Source organism: Ensifer sp. Root558 (assembly GCF_001427045.1).
Lineage (GTDB): Bacteria > Pseudomonadota > Alphaproteobacteria > Rhizobiales > Rhizobiaceae > Ensifer > Ensifer adhaerens.
Genome location: NZ_LMGC01000001.1, coordinates 656359 through 669474, shown reverse-complemented (window position 1 = coordinate 669474; position 13116 = coordinate 656359). Strand labels below are relative to the sequence as shown.

Sequence of the window (13116 nt, the reverse complement as noted above, 5' to 3'; positions counted from 1 at the left end):
CGGACGATCATGGAAACAATCATCCCCCCACCGCTTCCCGTGCTGCTGCCGATTTCCGGCAGCCTCGTCGGCTTTCCGGTTCGCCGGGTCTATTGCGTCGGCCGCAACTATGCCGCCCACGCGATCGAAATGGGCCACGACCCGGACCGCGAGCCGCCGTTCTTCTTCCAGAAGAACCCGGACAACCTGCTTGCAGCCGGTAGCGCCTTCCCCTACCCGCCCTTGACCAACGACGTTCATCACGAGGTCGAACTGGTCGTCGCGCTGAAGCGTGGCGGCAGCAACATCGCCGTCGAGGACGCGCTCGATTGCGTCTACGGCTATGCCGTCGGCATCGATTTCACCCGCCGCGACCTGCAGGCGGAGGCGAAGAAGGCTGGCAAGCCCTGGGCTGCAGCCAAGGCGTTCGAGCATTCCGCCCCGCTCTCGGCGATCGCATCTGCCGAAACGATCGGCCATCCGCTCAACGGCAATATCTGGCTGAAGGTCAACGGCGAACTCCGCCAGCAGGGCGATCTCGACCAGATGATCTGGAAAGTGCCGGAGATCATCGCCGAACTCTCCAAACTCTTCACGCTGGCCCCCGGCGACGTCATCATGACCGGCACGCCCTCGGGCGTCGGACCGGTCGCGCGCGGTGACGAGGTCACCTGCGGCGTCGATGGGGTTGCGGCGCTCGCCGTCAGCGTCGTCTAACCTGCTCACTTCCGGCAGGCGGCCCGCCGCCTGCCGACCGGCCCCGATCGGCCATGTTGCGAAAGGACAGAATGGATGCCGCTTTACGCCCTTGGATCACTTCGCCCACAGACGCCGCCGAAGGGCAGCTATTGGGTGGCCCCGGACGCCAATGTCATCGGCCAGATCGAGATCGGCGAAGAGGTCGGCATCTGGTTCGGCGTAACCCTGCGCGGCGACAACGAGCCCATCCGGCTCGGGGCGCGCACCAACATCCAGGAAAACGTCGTCATCCATGTCGATCCCGGTTTCCCGGTGACGATCGGCGAAGGCTGCACCATCGGGCACGGCGCCATCATCCATGGCTGCACCATCGGCGAAAACTCGCTGATCGGCATGGGCGCGACCGTGCTTAACGGCGCCAAGATCGGCCGCAACTGCCTGGTCGGCGCCAATGCGCTCGTCACCGAAGGCAAGGAATTTCCGGATAATTCGTTGATCGTCGGCGCGCCGGCCAAGGCGATCCGCACGCTGGATGATGCGGCGGTCGAAGGCTTGAAACGCTCGGCAGCGCATTACGTCAAGAACTGGCGGCGTTACGCCGCCGACCTCACCCGGCTGGACTGAGCGCCAAACACCTCAAGGTAAGCTTTCCACGGGCCCTGAAGGAGTTGCCCTTATGCGCAGCTCTGGCAATGGCCGCGGATCTCGATCGTCGTCTTCTCGGTCTTGAAGTTCTGCGCCCGCGTCAGCGTCGAAAGCCGCTGCTCGATCGCCTCGTCATGAAACTCGGTCACCTGGCCACAGCCTTCGCAGATGGTGAAGGCGGTGACGCCGTGATCGTGTTCGTGGTCATGCGGGCAAGAACAGGCGACGAAGGCATTCAGGCTTTCCAGCCGATGCACGAGGCCATATTCGAGCAGTTTGTCGAGTGCGCGGTAAACCTGCAGCGGGGCGCGGAAGCCGTGATCGCGCAGCTTGTCGAGAATGGTGTAGGCGCTCATCGGCCCTTCGGAGTGGCTGAGCGCATCCATCACCAACGTCTGGTTCTTGGTCAGTTGCGGCGTAGCCATTAGTGGTGCCCTCCAGGCGTGGAATGATGCGCCGCCTCGAGCGGGCGGCGGCCGATCGGTAGCAGACTCAGAACGAAAAGCCCAACCGCGGCAACAACGATAGACGGTCCCGACGGGGTATCCCAGTGAAGCGAGCCGAAAAGTCCGCCGGTGACGGCGAGCGCGCCGATGACCGATGCGAGTACCGCCATCACTTCCGGCGAGGTCGAGAAGCGCCGTGCCGTTGCCGCCGGGATGATCAGCAGCGAGGTGATGAGCAGAATGCCGACGATCTTCATGGCGATCGCAATCACCAGCGCCATCAAGAGCATGAAAAAGAGCCGCGTGCGTTCGGGCTTCAGCCCCTCGGCTTCCGCCAGTTCCGGATTGACGGTGGAGGCCAAGAGCGGCCGCCAGAGATAGACAATCGCGAATATGACGAGGATGCCGCCACCCCAGATGATGTCGATGTCGGACTCGGAGACCGCCAGAATGTCGCCGAAGAGGAAGCCGACGAGATCGATGCGCACCCAGGTCATGAAGGCAACGATGACGAGGCCGAAGGAAAGTGCTGAATGGGAGAGGATGCCGAGCAGCGCATCCGTCGACAGCGCCCCGCGCCGCTGCAGGAAGAGAAGCAGTACCGAGACCACGGCCGCGACGATGAAGACGCTGAGCATCAGGTTGAGCTCGAGCAGCAGCGACAGCGCCACGCCGAGCAGCGCCGAATGGGCCATGGTGTCGCCGAAATAGGCCATGCGCCGCCAGATGACGAAGCAGCCGAGCGGCCCGGCCATGACGGCAATGCCGATGCCGGCGATCAGCGCGCGCACGAAGAAATCGTCAAGCATCGCGCTTCTCCTTCACGTCATAGCCGTGCAGTCGCGAATGATGGCCGCAGCCGCAATCCTCGCCGTGATCGTGCACGTTTTCCTCGTCGTCGTGGTGATGGCCGTCACCGGGGTAGCAATGTTCGGTGATCGAACCGTCCGCATGCAGCACCCGGCCGTCGGGCAAATGGGTGTGGTCGTGGTGGTGACTGTAGACCGCAAGCGTATTGGCGGCCCGCCTGCCGAAAAGCTTCTGGTATTCCGGGCTCTGGCTGACCGCCTGCGGCGTGCCGCGGCAGCAGACATGGCCGTTGAGACAAACGACCGTATCGGTCTCGGCCATGACGATATGTAGGTCGTGCGAGATCAGGAGAATGCCGCAGCCTGTGCGGTTGCGGATCTGCTTGATCAGTTCGTAGAGCGCAATCTCGCCGCTGAAATCGACGCCCTGCACCGGCTCGTCGAGCACCAGCAGGTCCGGCTTGCGGGCAATCGCGCGGGCGAGCAGCGCGCGCTGGAACTCGCCGCCGGAGAGATGCTGCACCTCGGATTTCGCCAGATGCAGCACGCCGGTCGCCGACAGCGCCTCCTCGATCTCCCGCCCCTTCAAGGGGCCGGTCAGCGTCATCAGTCGCTCGACCGTCAAAGGCAGCGTCCAGTCGACGGCAAGCTTCTGCGGCACGTAGCCTACTTTCAGGCCCGGCTTGCGCTCGACATAGCCCTCGTCCGGTTTCAGCACTCCGATCGCCGTCTTCGCGGTCGTCGATTTGCCCGAGCCGTTCGGGCCGATCAGCGTGACGATCTCGCCCGGGCTGATCGAGAATTCGACGCCACGCACCAGCCAGCGACCGTTGCGGCGCACGCCGGCATTGCTGAGATTGACCAGTGGCAGCGCTTCTGGGGAACGGAAATTCAGCATGAAAAAATTCCGGATTGCATGGTTGCCACTGGCTATCGCACACGTTATAGCATAACGCAATTGATGTAATAACATTACATGACGACTTCAAGGCCGGCAACGGCCCGTTGGAGTAACAGTTTTGCATGCCCGAAGCGCGCTTGGCCGATGTGGCAGGCACGCCAATCAAGCCCGGAGAACCCGATGAAATCGACATCCGCCCTGCTCTTTGCCTCTACCATGCTTCTTGCGGCACCCGCCGCAGCGGACAGTCCCAATGTGGTGGTTTCGATCAAGCCGATCCACTCCCTTGTCGCCTCGATCATGCAGGGTGTGGGCGAGCCGTCGCTAATCGTCGAGGGCGCCGCCTCGCCGCACACCTACAACATGAAGCCTTCGAACGCCTCGGCCCTGCAGGCGGCAAAGGTGGTCTTCTGGGTCGGTCCCGGCCTCGAAGCCTTCCTCGACAAGCCGCTCGACGCCTTGAGCAGCGGCGCAAAGGTGGTGGAGCTCAGCGAAGCGCCCGGCATCGAGAAGCTGAAATTCCGCGAAGGCGGTGCATTCGAGGCGCATGACCACGGCGACGAAGGCCACAGTGAAGAAGGCCAGAGCGAGGAAGGCCACAAGCATGCCGAGGGCGAAGCGGGGCACGATCACGGCCATGACCACGATCACGGCCACGGCGATGCCGATCTGCACATGTGGCTCGATCCCATGAATGCCAAGGCGATGGCCGCCGAGATCGAAAAGACGCTCACTGAGGCCGATCCTGCCAATGCGGGCGCCTACAAGGCCAATCTGGACGCCCTGAACAAGCGCCTGGATGCGCTTGACGCCAAGCTCACGGAAACCGTGGCACCGGTGAAGGACAAGCCCTTCGTCGTCTTCCACGACGCCTACCAGTATTTCGAGCACCGCTATAAGGTTCGCGTCGCCGGCTCGATCACCGTCAGCCCTGAGGTCCTGCCTGGCGCGGATCGGGTGTCGCAGATCCATGCCAAGATCAAGGAACTCGGTGCCACCTGCGTCTTTGCCGAGCCGCAGTTCGAGCCGAAGCTGATCAATGTGGTGATCGAGGGAACGCCGGCGAAATCCGGTACGCTGGACCCGGAAGCCGGCACGCTGGAGGCCGGCCCGGATCTCTATTTCCAGATGATGGAAGGGATCGGCACCTCGCTGAAGACCTGCCTCGCCTCGGCAAGCTGACCCGTCCTCCCAAGGCGGTATCGGTGGGCGCTCGCCTGGCTCGGCTATACGGGCGCCCGCCCCTCTCTATCATTCTCGGGAATGGCCATCCTCGGCGAGATGGTGCGGAACCGGGCCGCCTGCTGGAACCTCGGGTCAAGGGGGATTGACGGAAAGACTAGCCACAGGCGACCGAGAGATTGGAACGACGACCTGCCGGCAAGTTGGGTTCAGCCCAGAGGTCCGGTGCCAAACTTCGCACTCGTATCAGGCGAGCAATCGCGCTCGCCTTTCTTTCCGGCATTATTCGTAACGATATAACATACAGGAACCAATCGATGGAAAAGCTCCCTGTCACCGTTCTCTCCGGCTTTCTTGGCGCCGGCAAGACGACACTGCTCAACCACGTGCTTTCGAACCGCGACGGGCTGCGCGTCGCCGTCATCGTCAACGACATGAGTGAGGTCAACATCGATGCGGCACTGGTGCGTGATGGCGGTGCCGGTCTGTCGCGCACGGAAGAGCAACTGGTGGAAATGACCAATGGCTGCATCTGTTGCACGCTGCGCGACGATCTCCTGAAGGAAGTCCGCAACCTCGCCGAACAGAACCGCTTCGACTATCTGCTGATCGAATCGAGCGGCATTTCCGAGCCCCTGCCCGTCGCCACCACCTTCGATTTTCGCGACGAGGACGGTGAAAGCCTGGCCGATGTCGCGCGGCTCGACACGATGGTGACGGTGGTCGATGCCGCGAACCTGCTGGCCGACTATTCCTCGCTCGATTTCCTCGCCGACCGTGGCGAAACGGCGGGCGAAGGCGATACACGCACCCTCGTCGACCTCCTGGTCGAGCAGATCGAGTTCGCCGACGTGGTGGTCTTGAACAAGGTCGGCACTGCGACGCCCGAGCAGGTGGATGCCGCGCGCAAGATCATCGTCGGGCTCAATCCCGATGCGCGGCTGATCGAGACCGATTTCGGCAAGGTGAACCTGCGCGAGGTGCTTGGAACCGGCCGCTTCGATCTCGCCAAGGCCGAAGAACATCCGCTCTGGTACAAGGAACTGCACGGCTTCAAGGATCATATCCCGGAGACCGAGGAATACGGCATCCGCTCCTTCGTCTATCGCGCTCGACGTCCGCTCGATCCCATGCGCTTCCAGGCCTTCCTCAACCGTTCCTGGCCGGGCGTGCTTCGCGCCAAGGGCTTCTTCTGGCTCGCCACCCGACCGCATTATGTCGGCGAGATCAGCCAGGCCGGCCCGCTTGTGCGGACCGGCAAGATGGGGCTGTGGTGGTCGGCCGTGCCTCAGGAGCAATGGCCGCGCGAACCAGGTTTCCTGAAGGCGGTCGGTCCCTACCTGGACCCGGTCTGGGGTGATCGTCGCCAGGAGATCGTCTTCATCGGCACCGACCCGATGGACGAGGCGGAGCTTCGTGCCGAACTCGATGCCTGCCTGATCGCCGACGAGCGCTTTCGTCCGGAACGTTGGCGCGATCTTGCCGACCCCTTCGCCAGCTGGTCGCCACGGGCCGCCTGATGGCAGACCCCGCGCGCGCACCGCGCCGACCACGCTTCACCTGCATGGCGCTCAACGCCGCCGGGCGGCCGGTGCCGATGTTCGATCCGTTTCTGGGAGATGAACCCGCAGATGAGGACGCGCCGGAAGCGGCAGGCGCTATCGAACTCCTGCTTTTTGGCGACCGGCAAAACCCATGCGCCGGTTACCGAAAAGGCGAAGGGGCGGCGTGAAAACGCCGCCCCTTCGCTGAACCCAGAGTGCCTTATCAGCGTGCTGCCGCCAGGCCGACAATGACGCCGGTGGCAAGGCTGATCAGCAGGAAGTCGTTGCCGGACCGTACCCATTGCTGGCCGCGCGGCGGCTGGCGAAGCTTGTAGTAACGGTAGTCGCGCACCTGCGCCATGTGGCGGCGCTCGGCCGGCGACAGGCGATGGCCGCGCGCCCAGCGCTCCTTCTTCTTGACGATCACCCGCTTTTCGATCGTGACGTGCTTGTCGACGTGACGATCCACGCGGCGGTCCATGTGACGATCGTAATCGCGATCGACGGGTCGACGCGAACGATCATAGTTCTGCGCCACCTCGAAGGATCCTGCCGGCTGGGCAAGGGCTGCGACCGGCGTAATCAGAACGGAGCTGGCGACGAGCGCGATCAGGAGACGTTTCATTCGGGTGTCCTTTCTTTGTCTGCACCCGAAAATTAGACCCCGCTTCCTGAACCGAATATGAAACTCTACATTACAAATGCGTAATGATATCCATCACTTATTCCATAATTCTAATGTTTACGGATCAACTTGCCGCAAGGCTGACGTAGCGGAAGCGGTCGAAATCGGCAGCCTTGCCCGCGCCTGAGGTGTCGAAGGCGAACATGCCGGCGAAGGCCCCGGTGAAGGATCCATGCTCGCCGCGGCCGCCCTCGTCGGAGACCACGCCCGCATCGAGAACCGGGCCGATCGGCTGCCAATCCACCGCTGCGTTCGCCCGCCAGAAGAACTGCAGGTCATTGTCGCGAACGTCCATGGCAAGGTCGATCGGACCATCGGGAATGGCGATGCCGCTGCCGACGGGGAACTGCAGCCGGCCGTGCGGAAAATCGCCGGGGCATGAGAGGATCGTCAGCGCCCGGCCCAACGTTTCGTGCCAGGTGATGCCGAGCGCATGGAACTTGTGGCGATTGTAGTAATGCGTCACACCTGCAACCTGTTGGTAGGTTACGGCCGTGAAATCGACCGTCGTCTCGGCGCGGAAGGAATGATGCTCCTGCCGCCGCGCGACCAGCGCCTGCTCGAACCAGCTGCCGATGCTCTCTCTGCCGAACAGCCTGAGGTGGCCCGGCCGCCATTCGAGCGAGAAGATCCGCTCCGGTTCCGGCGTACGCAGCCATTGGAACTCGACGGGCAATGCCTGGCCGTCGAAATGCGTTTCCGTAACCACCGGTGTCGCCACCTGCCCCGCCGGTCCCGGCGCCGGCACGAGCACCTCCGGCACCGGGCCGCCGTTTTCGAGATAGAGCCAGCCATCATCGCGCCAGACACATTTTTGCAGGGCCGTCTCGCGACCGAGCGTACAGCGGCGTCCGGGAGGCAGCGGTCGGCCGGTCAGATGCGTATGATAGGCCTGCCCATCTGGCGTCTCGACATATTGGCCGTGGCCCGCGCGCTGCAACGGCGCTTCGGGGTGGTCCTTCGACGTGATCAGATAGATATCCGGATGCATCTCATAGGGGCCGTAGATCGCGCGTGAGCGGGCCATGGTGACGGCGTGGTCGTAGCCGGTTCCGCCTTCCGCCGTCGTCAGATAATACCAGCCGTTTCGCTTGAACAGATGCGGCCCCTCGACGAGGCCGAGTGGTGAGCCGGCAAAGATGTTCTTCACGGGGCCGACGAGCCTGCGTGTCCGTTCGTCCCATTCCTGCAGCAGGATGCCGTCAAAGGCCGGATGTTTCGGCGAGCCGCCGAAGCTTTCGGTGCGGTGGTTCCACTGCATATTGAGGAACCACTTGCGGCCGTCGTCATCATGGAAGAGCGACGGGTCGAAGCCGGAGGAATTGACGTAGACCGGATCCGACCAGGTCGCCTCGATCGCCTCAGCCGTGACGATGTAGTTGTGCGCGTCCTTGAAGTTGCCGTCGAAGCGCTTGACGTCGGTGTACACCAGCCAGAACAGACCATCGTCATAGGAAAGACACGGCGCCCATACGCCGCAGCTATCCGGGTTGCCGCGCATGTCGAGCTGGCTTGCCCGCTCCAGCGGCCGGCGGACGAGTCGCCAGTTCACCAGATCCCGCGAATGGTGGATCTGCACACCCGGGTACCATTCGAAGGTGGAGGTCGCGATGTAGTAGTCGTCTCCGACACGGCAGATCGAAGGGTCCGGGTTGAAGCCCGGCAGAATGGGGTTTCGGATCATGGCAGTCATGGTTCAGGCGTCCTCCCTTGGCGGCGCCATCCGACCTCAAAAATCATACAAATTCAAGCCTGCAACGTTGCAGTAATTCGCGCGTCGTATCGCCTGTGCCCGGCTTTCCGCATCGATTCGCTTGGCGATGTGCACCTTAAGGCGGCTGACGATCGCCGTGCCTCGCCGTCTGCAACCGGATTGCACAAACAATGGGCAAAGCGCTGGATCACCCTATTCTACTTTAGTCGGAGGCGGCCGAACTACACGGGAAAATCGCACCTCAGACTTGAACGTGCGCTTGAAATCGGCACTCTGGCTATGCTTGGCACAAGAACCATAAAAGCCATCGCGGGGAGGAAATCGATGAGAGCTTTGCTCGGCTTTAGCCGACTTATAGACACGATCACGGAATTTATCGGAAAGAGCGTTTCATGGCTGATCCTGGCCGCTGTTCTCGTCAGCGCCGGCAACGCAGTGATCCGCAAGATCTTCAACATGTCGTCGAATGCCTGGCTCGAGGCGCAATGGTATCTATTCGGCGCCGCGTTCATGTTTGCGGCCGCCTATACCCTGAGCCAGAACGAGCACATCCGCATCGACGTGGTCTACGGTCAGTTCTCGCGCCGCGTGCAGCATTGGATCGACCTTCTTGGGCACCTCCTCTTCCTGATGCCCTTCGTGCTGCTCGTGCTCTATTACCTCTTCCCCTATGTGAAGATGTCCTACGTCTCGGGCGAGGTCTCATCATCCGCCGGCGGCCTGATCATCTGGCCGGCCAAGGCCATCCTGCTCTTCGGCTTCCTGCTGCTGGCCTTCCAGGGCGTGTCGGAGATCATCAAGAAAATCGCGATCATGACCGGAAACATGGAAGACCCGACACCCTATGTGCCGACCCATGCGCCGCTTGACGATGTCGTGTCTCCGGAGACCCGTCCATGATCGAATTCATTGCTGAAAACCTGGCGCCGATCATGTTCGCGTCACTGATCGTGTTCCTGCTTTTGGGATACCCGGTCGCCTTCTCGCTCGCCGCCAACGGCCTGCTGTTCTTCATCATCGGCGTCGAACTTGCGCCGCTGTCGGATTCGATCAACCTCTCCTGGCCCCTGCTCAACGCGCTGCCTGACCGGTTCTGGGGGGTGATGTCGAACGACACATTGCTTGCCATCCCCTTCTTTACCTTCATGGGGATTGTGCTCGAGAAATCGGGCATGGCGGAAGACCTGCTCGACACGATCGGCCAGCTCTTCGGCCCGATCCGCGGCGGTCTTGCCTATGCGGTCATCTTCGTCGGCGCGCTGCTTGCAGCCACGACAGGCGTCGTTGCCGCCTCGGTCATCGCCATGGGCCTGATCTCGCTGCCGATCATGTTGCGCTACGGCTATGACCGGAAAGTCGCCTCGGGCGTCATCGCGGCTTCCGGCACGCTCGCCCAGATCATCCCGCCGTCACTCGTGCTCATCGTTCTTGCCGACCAGCTCGGCCGTTCGGTCGGCGACATGTATGCCGGCGCGCTGATCCCGGGCCTGGTGCTGACCGGACTGTACATGGTCTACATCCTGATCATGACGATCCTGAAGCGTGACTCCATGCCGGCCCTGCCGCTGGAAGCCCGCACGCTGGGCTCCGGCGTTACCTCGCTGTTCATCGCGCTCGCGGTCGCAGCCGGCATTGCCTATGCCGCCCACGTCTATCTCTACCCGACCCAGGGCGAGAACGCCGACATCCTCGGCGGCACAGTGGGCGTTGCCTTCATCTATATCGTCGCCCTGCTCGACCGCGGCCTGAAGATCAATGCGATGTCGAGGCTTGCCCAGCAGGTCATCATCGTGCTGATCCCGCCGCTGGCGCTGATCTTCCTCGTCCTCGGCACCATCTTCCTCGGCATCGCAACGCCGACCGAAGGCGGCGCCATGGGTGCAGTCGGCGCGCTGATCATGGCGGCCGCCAAGGGTCGTCTCAATCTGGACGTCGTGCGCGGCGCACTGACGGCAACGACAAGGCTTTCCGCCTTTGTGCTGTTCATCCTGATCGGTGCGCGCGTCTTCTCGCTCACCTTCTACGGCGTCAACGGCCATATCTGGGTCGAGCACCTGCTGACGGCGATGCCGGGCGGCGAGACCGGTTTCCTGATTGCCGTCAACCTGCTCGTCTTCTTCCTGGCGTTCTTCCTCGATTTCTTCGAGCTCGCCTTCATCATCGTGCCGCTGCTTGCGCCCGCTGCCGACAAGCTTGGCATCGACCTCATCTGGTTCGGCGTGCTCCTCGGCATCAACATGCAGACGAGCTTCATGCACCCGCCCTTCGGCTTCGCGCTCTTTTACCTGCGCTCGGTCGCGGCCAAGGTGCCCTATCTCGACAAGATCACCGGCAAGTCGATCCAGCCCGTTACGACCGGCCAGATCTACTGGGGTGCCGTACCCTTCGTCGGTATCCAGATCGTGATGGTGGGCCTGACGATCATGTTCCCGCAGATGGTCATGCACTACAAGGGAACCGGAACGGGCGTCGATCCGAACACCATCAAGATCGAGGTGCCCGGCTTCGGCGCCGGCGGTGGCGGTCTCGGCCTGCCCGGCGGCCTGCAGCTTCCAGGTGGTAGCCCGCTCGACCAAAAGCCGGCCGATCAGGGTGGCGCCCAGCCGCAGACCGCTCCGTCGAACGACCTCAGCCAGCCTCCGTCGTTTGGCAGCCCGGGTGCCCAGCCACAGCCGGCCCCCTCAAACGACCTCAGCCAGCCGCCGTCGTTCAAGTAGGACCGCTGGCAGACAGAAAAGCAAAGGGCGGCCGATAAGCCGCCCTTTCCATTTCTACAATCGCTGAGACGACGACCGAACTCGTTCAATCCAGCCGCTTGGCCGGATTGTCGCGGTACCAGTCGACGATCATCGGCATCGCCTCCTCGAATGGACCGCCGACATAAACGTTGAGCAGCCCGATGCGCGCTTCGCTCTCGTTCTTGAAGTCATGCATCGTCCCGCGCGGGATGACGAACAGCGAGCCCTTCGGCTTCTGGTGCCAGATGTCGCCGACGAGCACGCTCGCCGTGCCCTCGATCACGTAGAAGATCTCGTCGTTGTCGTCGTGCTTGTGGGCGCCCGGTCCCTCGTGCCTGGCCTCGAGCCACCATTCCGAGACCGAAAATCGACCAGCGGTTTCAGCGCCATCGGCTTTGAAGACGGCCTGGATGGCGCCCATGTCGTAGCGGCGGCCCTCGTCGGGACCGAGCACGACCGATTGGCCTTCGCTTGGCATAGTTCTTCCTCCGTCCTGTTGAGGCAGCAACCCTACCACGAAATGCGTTCAGTACGGCGCGCAGCAATACGCCGTGCGCGCGGCAACGAAAAAGCCGCCCGCAACGGATATCGCGAACGGCTCGTTTCAATCGGCAATGAGGGAAAAGCTTAGAGCTTGCCGCCGCGCTGCTGGATCATCATGAAGGTGTCGTAATTGTATTCGGCGATCTGGGCGTTGAGGTAGTACTCGCCGCGGAAAGCCTTGATCGAGTCCCAGATCTTCTTGAAGGTCGGGTTCGAGGCTTCCATCTCCGCGTAGACCTCGTTGGCCTTGTCGAAGCAGGCTGACAGGATTTCGGCGCTGAACGGGCTGAGCTTGGCACCCGAAGCCACCAGGCGCTTGATCGCCGAGGGGTTCAGGTAATCGTACTTCTGCAGCATGTTCGCGTCAGTGGCGTGGCAGGCGGTGCGCAGCAGCGACTGGTAGTTCTTCGGCAAGCCTTCGAAGGCCGCCTTGTTGAACATGGCGTGGACCGTCGGACCACCTTCCCACCAGCCGGGATAGTAGTAGTAGGGCGCAACCTTGTAGAAGCCAAGCTTCTCGTCGTCATAGGGGCCGACCCATTCGGCAGCGTCGATGGTGCCCTTTTCCAGCGCCGGGTAGATGTCGCCGCCGGCGATCTGCTGCGGCACGACGCCGAGCTTCTCGACGACCTTGCCGGCGAAACCACCGATGCGCATCTTCAGGCCCTGCATGTCGGCAACCGTCTTGATTTCCTTGCGGAACCAGCCGCCCATCTGCACACCGGTGTTGCCGCCCGGGAAGCCGACGAGGCCTTGCGTGCCGAGGAACTCGTTGAAGAGGTCGATACCGCCGCCATGGTAGTGCCAGGCGTTCATCCCGCGCGCGTTGAGCGCGAAGGGAACGGCTGCACCGAGCGCCCAGGTTGGGTCCTTGCCCCAGTAATAGTATGCGACCGTGTGGCAGGCTTCGACCGTACCGGCAGCAGCCGCGTCAGCGGCCTGCAGGCCTGGAACGATTTCGCCGGCAGCGAAGACCTGGATCTGGAAAGCACCGTCGGTTGCCTCCGAGACGTATTTCGACAGCACTTCGCCGCCGCCATAGATCGTGTCGAGCGACTTCGGGAACGACGACGCCAGGCGCCAGTTCACCTTCGGGTTTGCCTGCGCGATGGCCGGTGTCGCAAGCGCGGCTGCACCTGCGGCCGCCAAGCCGCCGAGGCTTGCGTTTTTAATGAATGAACGGCGATCCATGGTTCCTCCCCTAGTTCTCGCCAAAGGGCGGGCGCAGCGC

General features: G+C 62.6%; 14 protein-coding genes. 7 read left to right on the top strand and 7 right to left on the bottom strand.

Translation table 11 applies throughout. The features are described from left to right. Window positions 1–9: 9 nt before the first annotated feature. Together ASD63_RS03340 and ASD63_RS03335 are read left to right on the top strand one after the other, a co-directional pair. On the top strand, window positions 10–696 hold the full coding sequence (locus ASD63_RS03340) for a fumarylacetoacetate hydrolase family protein (protein WP_034788473.1): 687 nt from the start codon (window positions 10–12) through the stop codon (window positions 694–696). Between the two features lie 75 nt (window positions 697–771). Then, on the top strand, window positions 772–1302 hold the full coding sequence (locus ASD63_RS03335; protein ID WP_034788469.1) for a gamma carbonic anhydrase family protein: 531 nt from the start codon (window positions 772–774) through the stop codon (window positions 1300–1302). 50 nt (window positions 1303–1352) lie between these two features. Here ASD63_RS03335 and ASD63_RS03330 read toward each other — a convergent pair whose 3' ends face one another. The 3 genes from ASD63_RS03330 to ASD63_RS03320 are packed head-to-tail and all read right to left on the bottom strand — an operon-like array spanning window position 1353 to window position 3476. Further along, the gene (locus tag ASD63_RS03330; protein WP_034788467.1) at window positions 1353–1748 is read right to left on the bottom strand and encodes a Fur family transcriptional regulator; all 396 of its coding nucleotides are present in this window, start codon (window positions 1746–1748) and stop codon (window positions 1353–1355) included. After that, complete coding sequence (gene znuB / locus ASD63_RS03325; protein WP_034788464.1) at window positions 1748–2578, bottom strand: zinc ABC transporter permease subunit ZnuB; 831 nt, start codon at window positions 2576–2578, stop codon at window positions 1748–1750. Before znuB ends, ASD63_RS03330 begins: the two co-directional genes overlap by 1 nt. After that, window positions 2571–3476, bottom strand: a complete 906-nt coding sequence (locus ASD63_RS03320; RefSeq protein WP_034788461.1) for a metal ABC transporter ATP-binding protein — start codon at window positions 3474–3476, stop codon at window positions 2571–2573. The genes znuB and ASD63_RS03320 overlap by 8 nt, the downstream gene beginning before the upstream one ends. Before the next feature lie 183 nt (window positions 3477–3659). Between ASD63_RS03320 and znuA the strand changes: the two genes are divergently transcribed. The 3 genes from znuA to ASD63_RS34860 all read left to right on the top strand — a co-directional run bounded on the left by znuA (window position 3660) and on the right by ASD63_RS34860 (window position 6393). Next, on the top strand, window positions 3660–4661 hold the full coding sequence (gene znuA, locus ASD63_RS03315) for a zinc ABC transporter substrate-binding protein ZnuA (RefSeq protein WP_034788457.1): 1002 nt from the start codon (window positions 3660–3662) through the stop codon (window positions 4659–4661). A 317-nt stretch (window positions 4662–4978) separates the two neighbouring features. Then, window positions 4979–6181, top strand: a complete 1203-nt coding sequence (locus tag ASD63_RS03310; RefSeq protein WP_060528787.1) for a GTP-binding protein — start codon at window positions 4979–4981, stop codon at window positions 6179–6181. After that, complete coding sequence (locus tag ASD63_RS34860) at window positions 6181–6393, top strand: hypothetical protein (RefSeq protein ID WP_060643550.1); 213 nt, start codon at window positions 6181–6183, stop codon at window positions 6391–6393. Before ASD63_RS03310 ends, ASD63_RS34860 begins: the two co-directional genes overlap by 1 nt. Before the next feature lie 35 nt (window positions 6394–6428). On the opposite strand, the gene ASD63_RS03305 is transcribed toward ASD63_RS34860, so the two are convergent. Continuing rightward, a complete protein-coding gene (locus tag ASD63_RS03305; RefSeq protein ID WP_034788451.1) occupies window positions 6429–6830 on the bottom strand; it encodes an RcnB family protein in 402 nt (133 codons plus the stop codon). A 124-nt stretch (window positions 6831–6954) separates the two neighbouring features. Then, window positions 6955–8583 (bottom strand): glycoside hydrolase family 43 protein, encoded by a 1629-nt coding sequence (locus tag ASD63_RS03300; protein ID WP_034788449.1) that lies wholly within the window; start codon window positions 8581–8583, stop codon window positions 6955–6957. A gap of 345 nt (window positions 8584–8928) precedes the next feature. Here ASD63_RS03300 and ASD63_RS03295 point away from each other — a divergent pair, with 345 nt between their 5' ends. Both ASD63_RS03295 and ASD63_RS03290 read left to right on the top strand, forming a co-directional pair. Beyond that, complete coding sequence (locus tag ASD63_RS03295; RefSeq protein ID WP_034788445.1) at window positions 8929–9504, top strand: TRAP transporter small permease subunit; 576 nt, start codon at window positions 8929–8931, stop codon at window positions 9502–9504. After that, a complete protein-coding gene (locus ASD63_RS03290) occupies window positions 9501–11321 on the top strand; it encodes a TRAP transporter large permease subunit (RefSeq protein WP_034788443.1) in 1821 nt (606 codons plus the stop codon). The genes ASD63_RS03295 and ASD63_RS03290 overlap by 4 nt, the downstream gene beginning before the upstream one ends. A gap of 85 nt (window positions 11322–11406) precedes the next feature. Here the strand turns inward: ASD63_RS03290 and ASD63_RS03285 are convergent, their stop codons facing one another. Together ASD63_RS03285 and ASD63_RS03280 are read right to left on the bottom strand one after the other, a co-directional pair. Continuing rightward, window positions 11407–11820, bottom strand: coding sequence for a cupin domain-containing protein (locus ASD63_RS03285; RefSeq protein WP_034788438.1), 414 nt, complete (start codon window positions 11818–11820; stop codon window positions 11407–11409). 149 nt (window positions 11821–11969) lie between these two features. Next, window positions 11970–13076, bottom strand: coding sequence for a TRAP transporter substrate-binding protein (locus tag ASD63_RS03280; RefSeq protein ID WP_034788435.1), 1107 nt, complete (start codon window positions 13074–13076; stop codon window positions 11970–11972). Between the last annotated feature and the right edge of the window lie 40 nt (window positions 13077–13116).